The following is a 21,884-nucleotide window of genomic DNA, read 5'->3' on the forward strand; positions in this document are numbered from 1 at the left end:
CGCTCAAATGCTGCTTATACCCGCTGCCACGAACATCAGCCCCACGGCCGCGGGGACGGCGACGAGCAGCCGCCGGCGGTGGGTGACGACCCACCTCTCCAGTCGCGACATGACCACCTGGGTTTTCGCCGGCACCACCAGATAGCTGACGAGCGGTACCTCCACGAGAAGAAGCACCACGACGGTGAACGTCACGACCGCGCCGAACTGAATGCCGATCGCGGCCCCCGAAGAGACAATGAGGATCAGTATGACGAGATAGTCGACGGGCGGCATGGTCGTCACCAGGCCGATCCCGAACGCCACCCACGGATTTCCGCCTTGCAACGCATCACGCATGCGGGCTCTCATGCGTGCCGATGCGGCCGGTGTTCTCGGCTGCAGAGCAGGAGCCGGCGGCGCACCCCCGTACGTTGCCGCGCCTGCATGCAGACGCGCCGACACTACTGCCGCAATCAACAGCGCGAGGACACCGATGGCGATTTGCAGATACCCCCCGGTACACCTTGCGATGGTGGACCTGGCGTTTTCCATGACCAGCAGCAGCGACCCGTGCAGCAGGACAAGCGCGGCCAGGCCGGGAGCGAGGCCCGCCGCCAGGCCGCCCAGCCAATAGGCGAGGAGGTTGTGCCGGGGCCGGGGCCGTGACATCAAGATTCCGCCGATCACCAGGCGCGTCGGGTCGATCGACACCCACAGCGCGACCGCCAGCAGCGTGCCCCACATCATCTCGCATGCCTCGAGGCGGCCGCGGTTTCCAAGAGATCGGCGGCCGCGGCGACGCTGTCGGCGGGCTTGGTCATGCGAGTGGCGAATTCGCGGGCCCGACTGGCGAATTCCGGCGCGAGAATGCGACGCAGTTGCGCGACAAGCGATTCCGCGGTGGTGCCCGACCGGCGCCGGGAGCCGCCCACCCCCAGGCGAGTGACCTGCGCAGCCCACAGCGGCTGTTCGGCCACATCCCATAGGATCAACATGGGAATTCCGGCGCGCAGGGCTGCGGCAGTGGTCCCCCCGCCGCCGTGGTGGACGATGGCCCGACAGATCGGCAAGATGGCCGCATAGTTCACCACGCCGACAGGCTTCAGGTGGTCGGCATCAAGGGGGCGCTCCGAGCCGCCCGCACCGGAATAGACCAGGGCGCGAACGCCCAATTCTGCGCACGCCGTGGCGATCATGGCGATCGTGTCGGCTGGAGATTGCACCGGTGTGCTGCCGAACCCGAAGTAGACGGGCGGCGTTCCCGCGGCGATCCAGGAAGCGACCTCACCATCGGCATCCACCGGTAGGTCCATTGTCAGCGCCCCGACAAAGGGCCGCCGGCCGTTCCATTCCGTCGCCAGGCCCGGGAAGCACGCCTGGTCGTAGGCCTGGATTTCCAGCGATCCGCGCCGCGCCATGCGTTTCGCGGCGGGGGATGCCGCCGCTGGCAGGCCGAGTTCGCGACGCTGCGCATCGTCGACGTCCTTGGTGATCCGCCAGTACAGCCACCAGGCCGTCCGCAATGCGGAGCGGACCAAGGGGCTGGGCGACGGTATCGATGGCAGGGCGAGTTGGCCATTGACACAGATCGGCATGTGGTGGAGTGCGGCCACCGGAATGTCGTAGTACTCCGCAACGTTGGCGACGACCCCGTGGTAGGTCTGACCGGTGACAAGCAAGTCTGCCCCGTCCGCCACCGATACCAGCGTCGCGCTCATCTGCGCCCAGCCATCGACGAACAGCTGCCTGGCATCGCGCAACAAGTTCATCGGATTCTGCGGTTTGAAGGCGTGGTGATGGAAATCCGCGAGAGCGTTCACCTGCTCCTGCGAATCCGGTCCGTACCCGACCGCGGCGAGTCCGGCCGATTCAACGAAGCCGATCAGATTCGGCGGCACCGCCAGACACACTTCGTGCCCGCGCCGCACCAGCTCCAGACCGACCGCGGCACACGGTTCGGCGTCACCGCGAGTTCCGTGGGCGGCCAACACGACTTTCATCCGGATACTTCCAGCGGTTGGCTCGCACCACGTCCGTCCGCGATGCGCTGCAACATGGATTTCACCGCACCCAGATACTGGACCACGGAGGCCCTGGCAACCGGATTGTTCGGGAGGTTTACCCATATCGATACCTCGTCGAAGAGGCGGATCACCGAGAAATACAGATGCGCCGGGTCCCTGGGGTCGCAGTAGATGCTGACATTTGCATTCTGCATGTGTGACGCGACGGTGGCGGAAAGCGGAGGCAGGCCCGCATCCATGTAGTTGATCATGGTGCAGTTCGGACCCCATTCCCGAAGCCACGTTGCCAACTTCAAGACTTCGTTGAACGCCACGTTCGCGAGGTCCAGATTCGAATCGAAGGACTCTTGTGCCGCGTGCGCGGTCTCTTCGAAAGAGCTGGGGTCGACGGGCACCACAAGGGGAACGACACCCGTGAACCAACCCATCGTCGAGAACTCGGCCAGCGACCTGCGCTTGTCGGTAGGTGTTAGGCCGTAATATGTTGTGGCTCCGGTCAACTCGTGTTGCGCCAGGGCTACGCAGGCAAACAGGCCGCCGCTGAAACGTGCCCCCGCCGCAATGCAGCGAGACTCGAATACGGCGGTCTGCTCCTGATTTAGCAGCCGATCGACGATCAGGTCCCCGCCGGTGGCCTCCGACAGATCGCCCAGCGGCATTGGGAAGTCCGGCAGGGTTCCGCCGTTGTTCTCGGCGAATTCGATCCACCTACGGACCTCAGGAGAATCCAACGTCAGGGTCGACACGTGCTGCTGCTCCCGCACGCAGAAATCGTCATGGCTGGCCGGCGGCGGCTTCTGCACGAGCGCATGGCCCGCGACCAGCAGACGGTAGTTCACCACGATTTCGGTGTACAAACCCGCGATGATTGTCGGGTCACAATGAAGGTGGTCGACAATCGCAAAAATGGTGAAGTGGCCCTCACGCTGAACAATCCCGAACCTGAAGCAATCCCATTGCACCGGGTCCGGAGTGGACAGCACGAACTGGTACCACTCACTTGGCGTCATGCTGTGCTGCCGGACCGGGGTGAATTCGATGTCGGCGGGGTCGACAATCGTGTGTCGCACAATGCTTTCCGCGGTTTGGTAGTCGAACCAACTGTGATAGGTCTTGTGCCGACGCAAGTGCGAATTGATGACATAGCTCATCGCCCGAATGTCGCACCGCCCGGGTTCGTCCCCGGAGCCGATTACCAGCCGCGCATAGTCGAGCCCGCGGGCGGCGTAGCGGGAAAAGCCGCGCAGGTGCGCTTTTTGCATTGCGCTGAGCGGCACCGAACTTACGGGAGCTTGTCGCGCTTTGGCCAGCGAAGTGGGCGTTGGTTGCCAGGTGACGACTTTGCCCGCCCCGGGCGCCCAGTCATAGACCGTTCCGACGAACAGCCCGTCCGCCGGCCTCGCACTGACGAACACCCCTGCCTCCTCTAGTCCATTTGTGGCTCGGCGGACGTTTCGATGTGCTGGCCTGTCGCGACTGTTTGGAGACGAGCTGTGCCAGCAAGCGTTTCGCATAGCCGCACGGCCAAGCCCCCGATGGTGGTGATGTCGTTGGTAGTGACGCGCACCCCTGTTTCGGCCTCGATGCGGGTTCGCAACTCGAGGTTGCCCATGGAGTCGAGGCCGTATTCGGACAGGGGGTGATCCGGATCAATGGTGCGACGCAGTACCCGGCTCACCGCATCGGAGACCATGCGGCGGAGCCGGGTGGGCCACTCCTCCGATGGCAGCGCGGCCAGCTCCTCGAGCAATTCGCTTGCATCCGTCGAGCTTTGGATTTTGGATCGAAACAACTCGGCGAACCGGCTGCGCTGCGCATACGCGGCGAACCACGGCGTTCCCGTCAGCGATGCGTAGCCGGAGTACGGCCGGTCGTGGCACAGCAGGGACTCGAATGCATGGGCACCGTCGTCCGCGGTGAAAGCGGTGTCCCGCCAGTGCGCAATGGCGGTGCCATCACCGTCTTGTCCGGGGGCCACGTATTCGCCGGTTTCGGTTCGCAGTTGCGCGGCGCGACCGACTTCAAACCACAGTGCCCACCCGATCGCAGTGGCCGGCAGACCCTGTGCCCGGCGCCAGCGGGCGAATGCGTCGAGCCAGCTGTTAGCCGCCGCGTAAGCCGCCTGCCCGGGGGAGCCGACCAGCCCCACCGCCGAGGAGAACAAGCAGAACCAGTCCAAGGTCGATTCGGCGGTGGCTCGATGTAAGTTCCACGCGCCGTGCACTTTAGGCGCCCAGTTGCGGTCGACGAGCCCGTCGGTGATGTTGTCCAACATCGCGTTCTCGAACACCGCGGCGGCGTGCAGGACCCCGCGCAGCGGAAGACCGGTCGCGGTGGCCACGGCCACCAAACGCGTCGCCGCGTCGAGCTCGGTGATGTCGGCGCATTCCACCTCGATGTCGGTGCCCATCGCGCGGATGAGCTCGATCGTCTCCAGCGTCTTGGCGGTGGGCCGAGAGCGGGAGCTCAGGACAATGCGGCCACAGCCGGCAGCGGCCATCTTTTCGGCGAGGAAAAGCGCGATGCCGCCCAAACCGCCGGTGACGATGTAGGAACTGTCGCGTCGGAAGGGCCGGAATTGTTCGGGCGGTACCACGACGTCGGTGCTTCCGGTCCGGGGCACACCGAGCACGAGCTTGCCCGCGTGCTCTGCTGCGCTCATCGCGCGGATGGCTGTGGCGGCGTCGCCGAGGGGGCAGGGGACGACTCTTGGCAAAGCCAACTGCCCTTCTGCGACAAGGCCGTACACCGTGGTCAGTAGCTCGCCGATCCGCTGCGGGTGACTCTGCGACATCAGCGCCAGATCGACGTGATGGAACGTGAGGTTGCGACGAAACGGGAAGAGCCCTGCCTGGCTGTTCGAATAGACGTGGTGCCTACCGATCTCGACGAATCGTCCACCGTTGGACAGCACTTCCAGCCCGGCGCGCTGTGCTGCGCCGGGCAGCGCGTTGAGGACGATGTCGACACCCTCGCCGTTGGTGTCGTGACGGATCTGGTCGGCGAACGCCGTGCTGCGGGAATCATAGACGTGCTCGATCCCCATGCCGCGCAACAGTTCTCGTCGGCCATCGCTGCCAGCCGTGGCGACGATGTCAGCGCCCGCGGCGCGAGCGATCGCGATTGCCGCCTGCCCGACACCCCCGGCGGCCGAGTGGATCAACACGCGCTCACCGGTGGTGACCCTGGCCTGGTCGTGTAGCCCGTACCAGGCAATGGCGTAACTCGTGGTCACCGCCGCCGCCTGATGATCGGTGAGCCCCGGCGGTAACGGCGCGGCCGCGCGAGCATCACACGTGACGAAGGTGGCCCAGCCGCCATTTCGGGATATCCCTCCGACGCGGTCGCCCACCCGGTGGGTGGTGACATCAGATCCCACTGCGGCAACGACGCCGACGAAATCAATGCCCAGGTGCGGCGCATCGCCGTCCTCGCCGGGATATCCATCGAGGGCGAGAAGTACATCGGCATAGCTGACGCCCGATGCGGTCACCGCCACCTCGACCTCCCGGTGCTGCGGCGGAACGCGTTGACTAGCAACCAGTTCCATCGTGTCTAGGTCGCCCGGCGTGCGGATGTGCAGACGCATCCCGCCATCCGGGTGGTCGATGGCGGCGGTCCGCCGCTCTTCGGGCCGTAGTGGGGCCGGACTCAGGCGCGCGGTGAACCACTGGCCGCTTCGCCAGGCCGTCTCGTCCTCCTCCACGTCGCCGAGCACTTGCCGCGCCAGGTGCTCGGCGCCGGTGCCGTCGTCCACGTCGATCTGGGTGGCGCGCAGGTGCGGGTATTCGGTCCCGATCGCACGCATCAATCCACGCAAACCCGCCTGTTCGAGATTGACCACGTCGCCCGGCGCCACCGCCTGGGCCCTGCGGGTGACGACGTACAGCCGAGGCGGGTCCCCATCGATTCCGGTGACTTCACGGGCGATGCGCGCCAGGTGACTCACATGATCGGCGCCCAGCCGGGGGCACGGCTCGTCGGACTCGCCGTTCTGGGGCCCGGTGAGGATGACGATGCCCTTGGCCTCACCGGCCTCCGCACGCGCGCGGAGCGCTTCGGCGTTGGCCCGGTGATCCGAATGCTGCGGCCATGTCATGGTGGTGCACTCGGCGCCTTCGGCTTTCAACGCATCGGCGAGGCTTGTCGCCACGACATCTGCGGTTGCGCAGGTGCTGACCAGCAACCACGTTGTGCAGTCGGCATGATCCGCCTCGGGCAGGGGGCGTTGTTTCCATTCGACGGTCAGCAGCCGCTCGTTCAGCACGCGATCGCGGTGTGTGCTCTCTGAGGCGCCCGCGCCGAGTTGCAGTCCCTGCACGGCCAGCAGGATGGTCCCATGTTCGTCGAGCACATCGAGATCGGCCTCCAGCGCGCCGTCAACGCCGGTCACCCTCGTGTAGCAATAGCACGCGGTACGGGCAGGGCCGTAGGCACGGACTCGGCGTACTCCCAGCGGCAGCAGCAGGCCGGCGCTGGCCGCGACGTGCGCTGCCGAGTGGGCGGCGACCGACTGGAAGCAGGCGTCCAACAGTGCGGGGTGCGCGCCGTAGGCGCTCAGTTGTGAGCGGATAGGCCCGGGCAGGCGAACCTCGGCCAGCACCGCGCCGGCCGCCTCGTCGGTCTGGTGCACTGCGACCAGCCCGGCAAACGCCGGCCCATATTGCAATCCGTGCCCGTCGACCAACTTTCGCAGCTCGGTACCATCCCGCCGGCACGAGTGGGCCGCCAGCAGCGCAGCCATGTCGTACGGCGGTGGTGGATCCTCGGGCGCGGCCGCATGCAACACCGCGGTCGCGCGCCGGAGCCGCGTGCCGTCCCGGAAGGTTTCCACCAGAAAGTCGACGGTGCCCGACGAGGTCAGCGACGCCACGGCGGAAACGGGCGTCTGGTCGTCCAGCAGCAGCATCGCCTCGAAACGGACGTCGCGGACCTCGGATGCCTCGCCGAGGACGGTGCGCGCGGCGGCCATCGCCATCTCGCAGTAAGCCGCGCCCGGAAGAGCGGCCACGTTGTGGACGCGGTGGTCGCCCAGCCAGGGTTGCGCCGCGATGCCGACCTCACCCTGCCAGACGTGGCGCTCCGGCTCCTCGGGCAGGCGCACATGCGGACCCAACAAGGGATGCACCGCAACCGTGCAGCCGCCGCGGGTCCGCGACTCCTGCTGGCCGCGCGTAAGCAGCAGCGGACGGTGATTCCACATCGGTAGCGGGGCTTCCACCAGGCGGCCGCTGGGGAAGAGCACCGAGAAGTCGATCGCCGCGCCGCCACTGAACAATTCCGTGAGGAAGCCGCGCAGCCCGTGCGGCAGCGCTTGCTCACGGCGCATGGCGGCGAACGCGGCGATAGGCATGCCAAGGCTGTCGGCCGTCTGCTCGACGGCGTGGGTGAGCAGTGGATGCGGAGCCAATTCGGCGAAGACCCGGAAGCCGTCCTCCAACGCCGCCTGTACCGCCGCGGCGAAACGCACCATGTGGCGCAGGTTGTCCGACCAGTACCAGGCATCGCACACGGGCGGCTCGCGTGGATCGAACGCGGTTGCGGAGTAGAACGGCACCCGCGGTGTCCTGGGCTCAAGCCCCGCCAGAACGTCGGACAGTTCGTCGAGAATCGGATCGACCTCCGGGGTGTGTGAGGCGACGTCGACGGCGATCTCGCGCGCCGTGATGTCGCGCTGCTCCCATGCTGTGACCAGCTCGCGCACCGTCTGCGTCGCGCCGCCGATCACTGTGGATCGCGGCGACGGCACCACGGCCAGCACCACGTCGTCGACACCGCGGGCCGTCAGCTCGCGGAGTACTTGCTCGGCAGGCAATTCCACCATGGCCATCGCGCCTGATCCCGCGATCGTGGACATCAGCCGCGAGCGCCGGCAGATCACCCGTACCCCGTCGTCCAGCGATAGCGCTCCCGCCACAACCGCAGCGGCCGCTTCACCCATCGAGTGGCCGATCACCGCCCCGGGCTCGACTCCGTACGCCCGCATCGTGGCCGCCAATGCGACCTGCATGGTGAACAATGCGGGCTGAATCCGGTCAATCCCGGTGATCGCCTCGGGCGCCGAAAGCGCTTGGGTGACAGAGAAACCGGATTCGTCGGCGATGAGCGGGTCGAGTGCGGCAACGGTTGCGTCGAACACCGGTTCGGTCGCCAGCAACTCGGCGCCCATCATCGCCCACTGCGAACCCTGCCCGGAGAACAACCAGACCGGCCCACGATCGTCTTGTCCGACGGCGGCTTGATACGGAAAATCGCCTGCGGCGATCTCGGCCAAACCCTGGGTCAGCTCCTCGATTTCGCGTGCGATGACCGCGGTGCGCACCGGCCGGTGCGTTCGGCGACGAGCGAGTGTGTACGCCAGATCCGAAGGCGCCCAGGATGATGCGTTCGAGTCTATCCAGCCGGCGAGCCGTCCGGCGGTCTGCCGCAGCGCCTCGGCCGAGGTCGCCGACAGGGGGAAAATCAGCGGACCGTCGACGGCCCTGGCGCCCGGTCCGCTGCCCGGTGCGACGATCTCGGGCGCCTGCTCCACGATCGCGTGCACGTTGGTTCCCGTGAAGCCGTATGACGATACCGCCGCCCGCCGGGGCCCGCGGTGACCCGTGTCGGGCCACAGCGTATTCTCCTGTGGCACAAACAGTTTCGTGTCGATCCCGGCCATTTCGTCAGGCAGTCGAGTGAAGTGCAGATTTCGGGGAATCACACCGTGCCGCAGTGCCAGGATTGCCTTCATCAGTCCGAGCGCGCCGGCGGCCGATTGGGTATGGCCGAAGTTGGTCTTCACCGAAGCCAGCGCGCACGGTCCGTCCACGCCGTAAACCTCTGCCAGGCTGGCGTATTCGACGGGATCGCCCACGGGCGTGCCCGGGCCGTGGGCCTCGACCATCCCGACGGTACGGGCGTGAACCTCGGCCATGGCCAATGCCGCTCGATAGGCTTCGACCTGCGCAGCCCGCGACGGCGTCACGATATTCGGCGTGTGGCCATCCTGGTTGGCGGCGGTCCCCCGTAGCACAGCCAGGATCCGGTCGTCGTCGCCGAGCGCATCCGGTAACCGTTTGAGCAACAACATGACACAACCCTCGCCGACCACGAAGCCGTCGGCGGCCACGTCGAACGCGCGGCAGCGTCCGGTCGACGACAGCATTCCGATGGCGGAACCCGAACAGGATTTGCGCGGTTCGAACGACAGCGAGGCGCCGCCGGCCAGGGCTATGTCGCTTTCGCCGTCCCTCAGGCTGCGACACGCAACGTGGATAGCTGCCAGCCCGGATGAGCATGCGGTGTCCACTGTCATCGCCGGACCGCACAGTCCCATCGTGTAGGCGATCCGCCCGGAGCCCATCGCAAAACTATTGCCCAGGTATCCGTAGGGCCCCTCCAGGGCGTTGGCTTCGGCGTGCACGAATTGGTAGTCGTCATGCATCAATCCGACAAACACGCCCGTCCGCGATTGGCCCAGGATGTCGCGGGTCAGGCCGCCGTGCTCCATGGCCTCCCATGCGGTTTCCAGCAGCAAGCGGTGTTGCGGATCCATCGCGGTCGCTTCTTTTTCCGTGATGCCGAAAAATTCGGGGTCGAAATCTGCCGCGTCATCCAGGAACGCGCCCCATTTGCACACGGACCGACCGGGCACGCCCGGCTGGGGATCGTAGTATTCGTCGGCGTCCCATCGGTCGGGAGGGATTTCGGTGACCAGATCATCGCCTCGAAGCAACGCCTGCCATAACTGCTCAGGAGAGTCGATGCCGCCAGGAAGTCGGCAAGCCATGCCGACGACTGCCACTTCAGTGCCGGGCGCTGTGCCCGGGTTCAGCGACATTGCCTACCCCAACGCGACATCCCGTGACGAAATAGCAGCAAAGCCGTTCCTCCTTACCGCATCGGTGGAGTTACGTTGTGGGCTGCGTTATCGGGGTAGCAACCGATCAGTTGTCGGGCATGTTAGCGGATCGCCGCCGGTTCGCGGTGCTAACGAGAAACCCAGGTGGTGCCTGTGGCCAGAGTTAACTCGAAGTGATATTCGGCGCCGGTCGGCGCGCCGAGCCAGAGAAAACGCCGGGTCCTTAGCCGGCGCTTCGAGCTTGTGGAGCCTAGGGGAATCGAACCCCTGACACCCGCCTTGCAAAGGCGGTGCTCTACCAACTGAGCTAAGGCCCCTCGTCGTGACTCGGTGGTTGACCTTGGTCATCCACGGCCACGTGCCAGACCTCGACTCCACGTCGTGACCACACCACCGCTGCCAATACGGCGATAGATCCCAGCGGCAGTGCGAGGCGTACGCAACGTCTTGACGGGCACATGGTCGTGGGCCTAGGAGGACTCGAACCTCCGACCTCTTCGTTATCAGCGAAGCGCTCTAACCGCCTGAGCTATAGGCCCGTACTCGCGTACGGCCGAGCGACGAGATTACCGCAATCCCCGCCCGACTCCCAAAAGCGCAGCATCCACGCTAGTCCCGATCCGCCAAGGTCACCTCGACACCGCCGATCAGGTCGGTGGTCAGGTTGTAGACGAACGCGGCGATGGTGGCCATCGCGGTCAGCAGCACGATGTTGACCAAACCGATCAGGACGGCGCCGCCGAAAATCGTGCCGCTGGACACCAGTTCGCCGCTGCTGCCGCTGGTGTTGTTGAGCAAGTCACCGACGTTGCTGTTCAACTTCGACCACACACCCATGCCGCCGAGCACCAGGTAGAGGAACGCGACGGCGATCATCCAGACGAAGAACAGCGCCACCGAGAGCAGCAGGGACACCTTCAATGTGCTCCACGGATCGATGCGGCGGATCTGCATGCTGGCCCGAACCGGGCCCCGCGTTCGCCGTGAAACCTGCACGCGGCTGTCGCGGTCGTCGCGACTTTCCCGGCCGTCGGCGGTGGCCGAGCGTCCCGCCCCCGACGAGCCCGCCGTGTCCGCGGCCCGCTCGGGCGCGGGTTTGCGGTGCGGACCGCGCGGCACCGGGCCGGACAGGTCCGGTAGCTCGCTCGCGTAGGCCTCGGTCGCCGACGTCTCAGCGCGGGCGGGCGCGGGCTCAGGCTCCTTGGCATGCGACGGAGCACCGGCCCCCGGCGCCGCGGTGCCGGAGATGAAGCGGTTCAACCGGGCCTCGACGCCGCCGGGTTGGCCCGCGGGCCGCTTCTCGGTGGGCGGCTCGTTCTGTCGAGGCCCCGACTGCTGGGGCCGGGGGCCGCCGTGCTGCCAGGGTGGTCCATCCCCACCCTCTTGGGCGCGCCCACCCTGTGCCGGCGGCGCCGCGCGGCGCAGACCGGCACGCTCGACCGAACCATCCCCGTTGGGGCCATCCCCGTGTTTGGGGGCACCCGGCTCGTTCGGTGAGGTCACCCCGACTCCTTAGGTCTCCTACTCGGGCCGCCACGCGGCCCGATCGTCATCCGGCTGAGTCTAGTGGCTCGGTACCGATCAGCTATCCGGCTCCGTGGCACCGCCGCTTTCCTCGACGACTTCGTCCGCGTTCGCTTCGGCGTTGCGGGCGATGGCCAACAGCGTGTTCTCTTCACCCAGGTTCATCAGGCGCACGCCCTTGGTCTGCCGTCCCGCCTTGCGGACCTGGCCCGCCGCGGTGCGGATGACGCCGCCTCCCGAGGTGATCGCGTACAGCTCGCTGTCCTCATCGACAATCAACGCACCAACCAGCCTGCCACGCCGGCGGTCGTACATCACCGTCAGGACGCCCTTGCCGCCGCGGCCCTGCACCGGATACTCCTCGATCGCGGTGCGCTTGGCGTACCCGCCCGAGGTGGCCACCAGCAGATAGGTGCCCTCGCGGACGACGTTGAGCGACAACAGGTAGTCGTCGGCGTTGAACCTCATGCCCTGCACCCCGGAGGTGGCGCGGCCCATCGGGCGCAGCGCTTCGTCGGTCGCCGAGAACCGGATGGATTGTCCGTTGGCCGAGACCAGCAGCAGGTCGTCCTCGGCGGAACAGAGCACCGCACCCACGAGTTCGTCGTTGTCGCGCAGATTGATCGCCACGATTCCGCCCGACCGGTTGGAGTCGAAGTCGGTCAGCTTGGTCTTCTTCACCAGGCCGTTGCGGGTGGCCAGCACCAGGTACGGAGCGTCCTCGTACCCGCGGATCTGGATGACCTGCGCGATGCGCTCCTCGGGCTGGAACGCCAGCAGGTTGGCAACGTGCTGACCGCGCGCCGTTCGCGACGCCTCCGGCAGTTCGTACGCCTTGGCCCGGTAGACCCGGCCCTGGGTGGTGAAGAACAGGATCCAGTCGTGCGTGGAGCACACGAAAAAGTGCTTGACGATGTCGTCCTGCTTCAGGCCGGCGCCCTGCACACCCTTGCCGCCGCGTTTCTGACTGCGGTACAGGTCGGTCTTGGTGCGTTTGGCGTAGCCGGTTTCGGTGATGGTGACGACGACGTCCTCGCGGGCGATCAGATCCTCGTCGTTGACGTCACCGTCGGCGGCGATGATCCGGGTGCGGCGCTCGTCGCCATGCTTGTCGACGATCTCGGCGAGCTCGTCGTGCACGATGCGGCGCTGCCGTTCCGGCTTGGCCAGGATGTCTTCCAGGTCCGCGATCTCGGCCTCGATCTTGGCCAGGTCGTCGATGATGCGCTGACGCTCCAGGGCCGCCAGCCGGCGCAGCTGCATGTCCAGGATCGCCTGGGCCTGGATCTCGTCGATGTCCAGCAGCTCGATCAGGCCGGCCCGGGCGATCTCCACGGTCTCCGACGCGCGGATCAAGGCGATCACCTCGTCGAGCGCGTCGAGCGCTTTGACCAGACCGCGCAAGATGTGTGCGCGCTCATTGGCCTTGCGCAACCGGTAGGTGGTGCGCCGGACGATCACGTCGAGTTGATGCGCGACGTAGTGACGGATCATCTGATCGAGGCGCAGCGTGCGCGGCACCCCGTCGACGATGGCCAGCATGTTCGCGCCGAAACTGGTCTGCAGCTGGGTGTGCTTGTAGAGGTTGTTGAGTACCACCTTGGCCACGGCGTCGCGTTTGATCTCCACCACGATGCGCAGGCCGACCCGGTCGCTGGACTGGTCTTCGATGTTGGAGATGCCGGCCAATTTGCCGTCGCGCACCTGCTCGGCGATCGAGGTGATGAAGTTGTCGTGGTTCACCTGATAAGGCAGCTCGGTGATCACCAGCGAGGTGCGACCGCGTGAATCCTCTTCCACCTCAACGACTCCGCGCATCCGAATCGACCCGCGGCCAGTGGTATACGCGTCGTGGATGCCTTGCGATCCGACAATCAGACCGTAGGTGGGGAAGTCCGGGCCCTTGACCCGCTCGCAGACCGCGGTCAGCGTGGCCTCTTCGTCGGCTTGGTGATTGTCCAGGCACCAGTAGACGGCTTCGGCCAGCTCGCGCAGGTTGTGCGGCGGAATGTTGGTCGCCATTCCCACGGCGATACCGCCGGACCCGTTGGCCAGCAGGTTGGGGAACCGGCTGGGCAGCACGGTCGGCTCTTGCACACGGCCGTCGTAGTTAGGAATGAAATCGACTGTCTCCTCGTCGATTTCGCGCAGCATCTCCATCGCGAGCGGGGTCAGCCGCGCCTCGGTGTACCGCATGGCCGCCGGCGGGTCGTTACCGGGCGAACCGAAGTTGCCCTGGCCGTCGACCAACGGGTAGCGCAACGACCACGGCTGCGCCATCCGCACCAGGGTGTCGTAGATCGATGCGTCGCCGTGCGGGTGGTAGTTACCCATCGTCTCGGCCACCGAGCGCGCCGACTTGGCGTGGCTACGGTCCGGGCGGAACCCGGAGTCATACATCGCATAGAGCACCCGGCGGTGCACCGGCTTGAGGCCGTCGCGCACCTCGGGTAGCGCACGCCCGACGATCACGCTCATCGCGTAATCGATGTAGCTGCGCTGCATCTCCTGCTGAATGTCTACCGGTTGGATCCGGTCGACAGAGTCGTCGCCAGGCGGCAGCGTGGTGTCAGTCATGTATTCCTCGTTGGTTGGTCAACTCGGCCGGTCTGCTACCTCAGACGTCCAGGAAGCGGACGTCCTTGGCATTACGGGTGATAAAGCTGCGGCGCGCGTCGACGTCTTCGCCCATCAGAATGGAGAACAGCTCGTCGGCTGCCGCGGCGTCGTCGAGCGTGACTTGGCGCAGCACCCGGACGGTGGGATCCATTGTGGTTTCCCATAATTCCTTGGCATCCATTTCGCCGAGACCCTTGTAGCGCTGGATACCGTCGTCCTTGTTGATCTTCTTGCCCGCCTTCTGGCCGGCCTCCAGCAACCCGTCGCGCTCGCGGTCGGAGTAGGCGAATTCGGGATCGCTGCGCTGCCACTTCAACTTGTACAGCGGCGGCTGCGCCAAGAACACGTGCCCGTTCTCGATCAGCGGCCGCATGAACCGGAACAGCAGCGTCAGCAACAACGTCGAGATGTGCTGGCCGTCGACGTCCGCGTCGGCCATCAACACGATCTTGTGGTAGCGCAGCTTGGCGATGTCGAACTCGTCGTGGATCCCGGTGCCCAACGCGGTGATGATCGCCTGGACCTCGGTGTTCTTCAAAACCCGGTCGATGCGGGCCTTTTCGACGTTGATGATCTTGCCGCGCAGCGGCAGAATGGCCTGGAACATCGAGTCGCGGCCGCTCTTGGCCGAGCCGCCCGCCGAATCGCCCTCCACGACATACAGTTCCGACTTGCGCGGATCGGTGGAGCGGCAGTCGGCGAGCTTGCCGGGTAGCCCGCCGAGATCCGTTGCACTCTTGCGGCGCACCAACTCTCGTGCTTTGCGGGCGGCGATGCGGGCCTGCGCCGACGACACCGCCTTGTTGACCACGACTTTGGCGTCCGCGGGGTTGGCTTCGAACCAGTGCGTGAGCTGTTCGTTGCAGACCTTCTGCACGAACGACTTGACCTCGGTGTTGCCCAGCTTGGTCTTGGTCTGGCCTTCGAACTGGGGCTCGCTGACCTTGACAGAGATTACCGCCGCCAGGCCTTCGCGAATGTCGTCGCCGGTGAGGTTCGGATCCTTGTCTTTGAGCAGCTTCTTGTCTTTGGCGTACTTGTTGACCACCGATGTCAACGCCGCGCGGAAACCCTCCTCGTGGGTCCCGCCCTCGTGGGTGTTGATGGTGTTGGCGAAGGTATGCACCGACTCCGAATAACCGCCGTTCCACTGCATCGCGATTTCGACCTCGTGCCCGGGACCCTTGCCGTCGAAGTCGATGATGCTCTGCTGAATCGGGTTCTTGGTTCGGTTGATGTGTTTGACAAAGTCCACCAGACCACCGGGGTAGTGGAAGGTGCGATGCTTAACCTTATGTGGCGCAGTGGATTCCGCGGCCTTCTCCTCTGCCGACTTGGGAGCTTCGGCGGTGTCGCTGACGACCTCGTCGACCACCTCGTCGTTGGTCACCCGTTCGTCGGTAAGGTTGATGGTCAGACCCTTGTTGAGGAAGGCCATTTCCTGCAGCCGGCGCGCCACCGTCTCGAAGTCGTATTCGGTGGTCTCGAATACCTCTGGGTCGGCCCAGAACCGGATCGTGGTGCCTGTGCGCTTGGTGGCCTCGCCCTGTTTGAGGGTGCCGGGCACGGCGCGGTCGTAGTACTGCGACCATTCGTGGCCGTCGCGGGCGATGTCCACCTCGAGCCGGGTCGACAGCGCGTTGACCACGGACACACCGACGCCGTGCAGACCACCACTGACGTTGTAGCCACTGTTTTCGCCGCCGAACTTGCCGCCCGCGTGCAGCTGCGTCATTACGACGTCGACGGTGGGAGCGCCGGTGGCGTGCATCGCCACCGGGATACCGCGCCCGTTGTCGGAGACCTCGACGCTGCCGTCGTCGAGAACGCGGACGTCGACCCTGTCGGCGTAGCCCGCCATCGCCTCGTCGACCGAGTTGTCCACCACCTCCCAGATGAGGTGGTGCAGACCACGCTCGCCGGTGGACCCGATGTACATGCCGGGGCGTTTGCGAACGGCCTCGAGGCCTTCGAGCACGGTGATCGCTGAAGCACCGTAATCGTCTTGTGCCTTCTTCTTCTGCGCAGCCACGGTCGGAATGCTCTCCTTGGGGTTTCATGCGGGCGGTTCCTCATCACCGCAACAGTCGCATACTGCCAGTCTAGCGTGAACAGGCGCCCGCACCGATTCTCTGGCCGCGTTTCTACCCAGCTAACCGCGCCGTGCGCACGATTTCTTTATTCTTGCCGCGTCCCGACGTGCGTCGAGGGGGTCCGCGTCGTTCTGGCGGATTTCAGCGGCCTGTGAACGAACCGGGATCTGTGGATCCGCGGCCGCCATCAAACTGCCTAGCCATAGGTGTCGCGCGGTCCTCTTCCCGCGATATGACGCGGCCCTTTGCGCCAGGAGGGCGCGGCGGGCCCGGTGATTTTCAACGAGGTCACCACGCCGCTGCCGACGGCGGTGGCGATCTTGGCCAGTAACTGCGACTGGATCATCCGCAACTGGGTGGCCCACGCCGTCGATTCGGCGGCCACGCTCAGCACACCCTCGTTCAGGGCGGTCGGCACCGCATGATCGGCGATCTGATGGCCGACGACGGTGGCCCAGTTGCCCAACACGGTGCCTTCGGCGACCTGCGCGGTCCAGCCCCGCTTCTTCGCCAGATCCCGCGTCAGGCTGCCCAGCGGTTGCGGGTCTCGCCCGTCGGGTCCCGGCCCCGACCAGCTGCGCCGCTGGCCCGCGACGCGGCGGGGGGCCGGGGCGGCCGCCCGACCGCGGCCGGCGTCTTTGCCCTGGGCCCGCGCCGCCGCCCGCGCCTCCTCGAGCGTGCGCCGGACCAGGTCGATGCCGCTCAGGGCATTCGACGGCCCGGGGGCCTGGGGTCCCTCATCGGTGCCGGTCATGGGTGCATCTCCGACACCCGGCCCGAGTCGCTGTCGCGCAGGTCGACGTGTAGCTGGCGGGCGTCCCAGCCCACCGGAATGTCTTCGAGCACCGCCGCGGTGACCAACACTTGTTCGGCCGATTCGGCGACCGTGGCCAGCGCGCGGCGCCGCGCGGCGTCGAGTTCGGCGAAGACGTCGTCGAGCAGCAATACGGGTTCGCTTTCTTCCGCCCTTAGTAATTCGTATGCGGCCAGCCGCAGCGACAACGCGAATGACCACGATTCGCCATGGCTGGCAAAACCTTTCGCGGGCTGGTCGCCGAGCCACAATTCCATGTCGTCGCGGTGCGGGCCAACAAGACACATGCCGCGTTCGAGCTCCGCGTCGCGGCGCGCCGACAATGCCGCCAGCAACGCGGCTTCCAAGAACTCCCGGTCGGCGCCGGTGATGTCAGCCGCGGCATCGGCACCCAGGCTGGAGCGATAGCCGATGGATGCCACGCGCGATCCCGGGGCCAACAATTGGTAGGCCTTTTCGACCTCCGGCGTCAACTGGTTCACCAAATCGATACGGGCGGCCATCAATTGGGCACCGTGTTCGGCCAAGCGACTGTCCCACACGTCGAGCGTGTCCAGCGCGCTCCGGTCGCCGCGGTAACGCGCCCCGGACAGGGATTTCAGCAGCGCGGTGCGCTGCCGCAGCACCTTTTCGTAGTCGGCGCGTATCGCGGCCACCGCCGGGCGGCACACCGTCGCCAAATCGTCGAGGTAGCGGCGCCGGTCCGATGGATCGCCCCGCACCAGCGACAAGTCTTCGGGAGCGAACAGCACCGCACGCAACACCCCGATCACCTCGCGCGTACTGCGCACCGGGGAACGATTCAGCCGCGCCTTATTCGCCCGGCCCGCCGCGATCTCCAGATCGACCGCGCACTCCCTGCCTTCGTTGACCACGATCGTGGAAACCACCGCGCGGTCGGCTCCCGCGCGGATCAACGGCGCATCCGTGCCCACCCGATGTGAGCCCAAGGTGCTCGAATACCATAGCGCCTCAAGGAGATTCGTCTTCCCGAAGCCATTGGATCCGATGAAGACCGTCCGACCAGGCTGCAATTCGAGGTCGGCGTGTGCCCAGGACCGGAAGTCGCGCAGTCCCAAATGCCGGACGTACACCTAGCCAGGCAACCGGACGGGCATCAACAAGTAGACGTAATCGGTCGGCAGGGCACTGTATGGTCCCGCACCGGTCGGGTGGCTGTCGTCGCTCGAGGCCGGTCGCAGCAACGCCGGCTTACCCGGCGTGGTGAAACCGAACGACACCAGTTCGGAATGGACGGATCCCAACCCGTCGGTCAGATACGTCGGGTTGAACGCGATGGTCAACGGCTCTCCGACGAAATCGACCGCCAGGTCTTCTTCGGCCCGGCCGACATCGTCGGCGCCGGCGGACAATCGCAGCGATCCCTCGCTGAATTCCATCCGCACCTGGGCGCCCCGGTCGGCCACCAACGCCACCAGCTTGATGGCTTCGGTCAACTCGGCCACGTTGATGGTGGCGACGGCCGTGTGCTCGGCCGGCAACAATTGGCGAAACTTCGGGAATTCGGCGTCCAGCAGACGGGTGGTGGAGCGCTTGCCATTTCCGCTGATGCCGAGCAATCCGTCTTTGCCGACGCCCGAACCCGCACCCAACGCCAACCGGACCTCAGAGCCGTCGGCCCCGGTACGGGCGGCTTCAGCCAACGTCTTGGCCGGCACCAGGACCGCGGCTTCGATGTCCGGTGAGGCCGCCGACCAGGTCAGCTCGCGAACCGCCAGGCGGAATCGGTCGGTGGCGGCCAGAACCACCGTGTCACCCGAAATCTCAACCCGGATCCCGGTCAACATCGGCAACGTGTCGTCGCGGCCGGCCGCGATGGCTACCTGGCTGATCGCCTCGGAGAACAGGTCTGCGGGCAGCGTTCCGGTCTCTTCGGGCAGCGTCGGCAGCGTCGGGTAATCCTCAACCGCCATCGTCGGCAATGAGAACCTGGCATTTCCGCAGTGCAGTGCCACCCGGTTGCCGTCGACGTAGAAGTCGATGGGCTTGTTGGGCAGCGCCCGCACAATGTCTGACAACAACCGGCCGGACACCAAAACGCTTCCCGGAGAGGCTATCTCGGCCGCAATCTGCGCCTCGGCGGAAACCTCGTAATCGAATCCGGAAATCGTCAGGCCCTCATCGGTCCCGGACAGCAGCACACCCGAGAGCACCGGCACCGCGGGTCTGGACGGCAGGTTCTTCGCCACCCACGACACCGCGTCGGCGAAAGACTCCCGCACCAAACGAAATTTCAAGTCGCTGAGGCCAGCCGTTGTCGTCGCCACGTCCATAGCGTCCCTTCACCTACTCAGCGTTTTCGAAACATTGGCTAGCCTCCCCCCGCTAGCACGGGGCCCCGCCACGAACGCCGATGACCTGTGATGAACCAACGGCGACCGCAACGGCAGTCGAAGAACAACCGTAAATCCTCCGACGCCATCTTGAAAGCTAATCGCAAACCCCGACAACCCGAGCTGACCAAGCCTTAGATCACGAGTGCGCACCGGGGCGTCCCCAAGCCCGTATTTCAAAGAAGAACTGATGAAGAGACCTCAGTATCAGTAGTAAGGCCTGTGCAATCTGGGGACAGCCGGCTCTCGGCCCAGCTAGCGCCGCGATCGGGTTGTGCATCGGCACGTGAACACCTGTGGGTGATGTGTTGGGCGGGTGGGGAGGAACGACGAGTGTGCACCCAAGGCGTGTTGCTGCACCGGCGTTCAATAGCGTTATGCACAGGCTACTCACAAGCCCGCGCTGTGGCGGGTGTGACAGACGGGTGTGAAGTTTCTTCCAAAAAATTACGAGCGCGGGTAGCGAAAGTCCGCAGCCAGGGCCGGGAGCGCCGGGGAGAGAACAGATTTCAGCGCTTGGAGCGCTGACGGATGCGGGTGGTGAGCTCCTTGACGTGATCAAAAACCTCGCGCCGCTCGGCCATCTCGGACAAGATCTTGCGCTGTGCGTACATGACCGTGGTGTGATCGCGGCCGAATGCCTGCCCGATCTTGGGCAGTGACAGATCGGTGAGCTCGCGGCACAGGTACATCGCGATCTGACGCGATTGGGCCAGCGCCCGGGTTTTGCCGGGGCCGCGAAGCTCTTCGACGGTGGTGTCGAAGTACTCGGCGGTGGCCGCCATGATGGTGGCCGCGCTGATCTGCATGGTGCTGGCGTCGGCGATCAGATCGCGAAGCACAATCTCGGCCAGCGCCTTGTCGATCGGCGTTTTGTTCAGCGAGGCGAATGCCGTGACCCGGATCAGGGCGCCCTCGAGCTCACGGATGTTGCGCTCAATGCTGCCGGCGATCAGCTCGAGGACCTCGTCGGGCACCGCCAGCCGCTCCATCTGTGCTTTCTTGCGCAGGATGGCGATGCGCGTTTCCAGTTCGGGGGGCTGGACGTCGGTGATCAGGCCCCATTCGAACCGTGTCCGGAGCCGATCTTCCAAGGTGGCCAGTTGTTTGGGTGGGCGGTCCGACGAGATGACGATCTGCTTGTTGGCGTTGTGCAAAGTGTTGAAGGTGTGGAAGAACTCTTCCTGGATACCTTCCTTGCCCTCGATAAACTGAATGTCATCGACCAACAGCACGTCGACGTCGCGATAGCTGCGCTTGAATGCGACCTTGCGGTCGTCGCGCAGCGAGTTGATGAAGTCGTTGGTGAATTCCTCGGTGGAGACGTACTTGACGCGCATGCCCGGGAACAGTCGCTGCGCGTAATTGCCGGCGGCGTGCAACAAATGCGTCTTGCCGAGCCCGGACTCGCCCCAGATGAACAACGGGTTGTAGGCCCGGGCCGGCGCTTCGGCGATCGCCAGGGCGGCGGCGTGCGCGAATCGGTTCGAGGCACCGATGACGAAAGTGTCGAAGGTGTAGCGGCGGTTCAGGCTCGTTCCGGCGGCCACGGCCGGATCGATCGCGTGCGGCCGCTCGGTGAAGTAGTTCGGCCACCCAGACGGCTTGTCGGTGACGGGCTCGCTGTTTTGGAAGCCTTCGTCGTTGTCGACCGCCGCGTCGTCGGCGGGCGAGGCGGGCTCGGCACCGGGGAACGGTTCGGCCGCCGGGATCAGCGCGTCCTCGACATCGTCGGGCGGGGGAGCGATGCGGACCCCCAGTTGAATCTGCTGCCCAAGCCGGCGGCTCAGCGCATCGGTGATGGGCGCCCGCAGATGTCGTTCGATCTCGTTTTGCACAAAGCTGCTGGGGACGGACAGCAGCGCGAATCCCTCGACGATGGTCAGCGGGCGGACCAGATTCAGCCAGGCCCGTTGCTGGGGAGTGAGGGGAGTGACCAGGGTCGTGCGGTTGGCCGTGATGCCGTCCGCAGGAGGCTCCCCGTTGAGCTCGGAAACGACCGCATTCCACACTGTCGTGAAATTGGAACCGGGGTCATCGGTCAACGACGCATCTCCCTGGTTCTCGAACGTCCCGACCCGAGTCACACACGCTTGGCGACAAAGCAACTGTCCACATAGTTATACACAGGTGTGGACAGGATGATCGTAGGCGAGCCACAACCTACCGGCGACAGCTCGCGATCTCCGCGCTGGAAGAGAACCTCGGAAGGTTGTCTAGGCAGCTAGTCGATCTACCATCCTCGCTTCGTTGTCGAACGCTGCTTGCAGTCTAAATCGACTTCGCAGAAGCTAACAGTTTTCCGTTCGACTGCCAACCGTTCTGCTGCATTCCAATCGGGTCATTTAAGGTACGTGGGGCTTGCTTGGGCTCGTTATGGTAGCCACGTCCGGCGAGCGTGACCGAAACGGGAGATCTTTCCGGCAAGCCGACGCGGCTTCGTTGCGGCAGGCCAGGTTTGACCAGGGGAAGCCTCGTCAGTACCCTCAAACAGTCGCCCGAAAGTCGGCGATACGGCTGCGACCTGAACCACCTGGAGACCGCGCCGGCCAGTAGCACCAAGACCACCTCCGGTCGCACCGCAGACGAGCCCGATGCGAAACGTCTGAGCGGCCGGACGGCAACACAACT

11 protein-coding genes and 2 tRNA genes are annotated in these 21,884 nt (G+C 65.6%); all 13 read right to left on the reverse strand.

Features of this window, described 5'->3' with window-relative positions; all coding sequences use genetic code 11:
- Positions 1–3: 3 nt before the first annotated feature.
- Entirely contained in the window at positions 4–729 is a 726-nt protein-coding gene (locus BST14_RS12865; RefSeq protein ID WP_083064836.1) for a GAP family protein, read from the reverse strand.
- Positions 726–1,982: a glycosyltransferase gene (locus BST14_RS12870; RefSeq protein ID WP_083064837.1), complete on the reverse strand. Its 1,257-nt coding sequence runs from the start codon at positions 1,980–1,982 to the stop codon at positions 726–728. Before BST14_RS12870 ends, BST14_RS12865 begins: the two co-directional genes overlap by 4 nt.
- A complete protein-coding gene (locus BST14_RS12875; RefSeq protein WP_083064838.1) occupies positions 1,979–3,421 on the reverse strand; it encodes an amino acid adenylation domain-containing protein in 1,443 nt (480 codons plus the stop codon). Before BST14_RS12875 ends, BST14_RS12870 begins: the two co-directional genes overlap by 4 nt.
- An 11-nt stretch (positions 3,422–3,432) precedes the next feature.
- Entirely contained in the window at positions 3,433–9,828 is a 6,396-nt protein-coding gene (gene pks2, locus BST14_RS12880) for a sulfolipid-1 biosynthesis phthioceranic/hydroxyphthioceranic acid synthase (protein WP_083064839.1), read from the reverse strand.
- Between the two features lie 265 nt (positions 9,829–10,093).
- Positions 10,094–10,166 (reverse strand) — tRNA-Ala (locus tag BST14_RS12885).
- 148 nt (positions 10,167–10,314) lie between these two features.
- A tRNA-Ile gene (locus BST14_RS12890) sits at positions 10,315–10,388 on the reverse strand.
- A gap of 70 nt (positions 10,389–10,458) precedes the next feature.
- Positions 10,459–11,352, reverse strand: coding sequence for a DUF3566 domain-containing protein (locus BST14_RS12895; protein ID WP_083064840.1), 894 nt, complete (start codon positions 11,350–11,352; stop codon positions 10,459–10,461).
- A gap of 78 nt (positions 11,353–11,430) precedes the next feature.
- Entirely contained in the window at positions 11,431–13,950 is a 2,520-nt protein-coding gene (gene gyrA, locus BST14_RS12900; protein ID WP_083064841.1) for a DNA gyrase subunit A, read from the reverse strand.
- A gap of 40 nt (positions 13,951–13,990) precedes the next feature.
- Positions 13,991–16,024 (reverse strand): DNA topoisomerase (ATP-hydrolyzing) subunit B, encoded by a 2,034-nt coding sequence (gene gyrB / locus BST14_RS12905; RefSeq protein ID WP_083064842.1) that lies wholly within the window; start codon positions 16,022–16,024, stop codon positions 13,991–13,993.
- Positions 16,025–16,281: 257 nt separating this feature from the next.
- Entirely contained in the window at positions 16,282–16,839 is a 558-nt protein-coding gene (locus BST14_RS12910; protein WP_083064843.1) for a DUF721 family protein, read from the reverse strand.
- Positions 16,836–17,993: a DNA replication/repair protein RecF gene (gene recF / locus BST14_RS12915; protein ID WP_083064844.1), complete on the reverse strand. Its 1,158-nt coding sequence runs from the start codon at positions 17,991–17,993 to the stop codon at positions 16,836–16,838. The genes BST14_RS12910 and recF overlap by 4 nt, the downstream gene beginning before the upstream one ends.
- Positions 17,994–19,193: a DNA polymerase III subunit beta gene (gene dnaN / locus BST14_RS12920; protein ID WP_083064845.1), complete on the reverse strand. Its 1,200-nt coding sequence runs from the start codon at positions 19,191–19,193 to the stop codon at positions 17,994–17,996.
- A 569-nt stretch (positions 19,194–19,762) separates the two neighbouring features.
- Complete coding sequence (gene dnaA / locus BST14_RS12925) at positions 19,763–21,298, reverse strand: chromosomal replication initiator protein DnaA (RefSeq protein WP_083064854.1); 1,536 nt, start codon at positions 21,296–21,298, stop codon at positions 19,763–19,765.
- Positions 21,299–21,884: the final 586 nt, after the last annotated feature.

This window comes from Mycobacterium arosiense ATCC BAA-1401 = DSM 45069, from assembly GCF_002086125.1.
GTDB classification, from domain to species: domain Bacteria; phylum Actinomycetota; class Actinomycetes; order Mycobacteriales; family Mycobacteriaceae; genus Mycobacterium; species Mycobacterium arosiense.

What these genes read in the sequence shown, in the direction of transcription:
- BST14_RS12865 (WP_083064836.1), bottom strand. Translation starts at nt 729, where the DNA reads ATGATGTGGGGCACGCTGCTGGCGGTCGCGCTGTGGGTGTCGATCGAC.
- BST14_RS12870 (WP_083064837.1), bottom strand. Translation starts at nt 1,982, where the DNA reads ATGAAAGTCGTGTTGGCCGCCCACGGAACTCGCGGTGACGCCGAACCG.
- pks2 (WP_083064839.1), bottom strand. Translation starts at nt 9,828, where the DNA reads ATGTCGCTGAACCCGGGCACAGCGCCCGGCACTGAAGTGGCAGTCGTC.
- gyrA (WP_083064841.1), bottom strand. Translation starts at nt 13,950, where the DNA reads ATGACTGACACCACGCTGCCGCCTGGCGACGACTCTGTCGACCGGATC.
- BST14_RS12910 (WP_083064843.1), bottom strand. Translation starts at nt 16,839, where the DNA reads ATGACCGGCACCGATGAGGGACCCCAGGCCCCCGGGCCGTCGAATGCC.
- dnaN (WP_083064845.1), bottom strand. Translation starts at nt 19,193, where the DNA reads ATGGACGTGGCGACGACAACGGCTGGCCTCAGCGACTTGAAATTTCGT.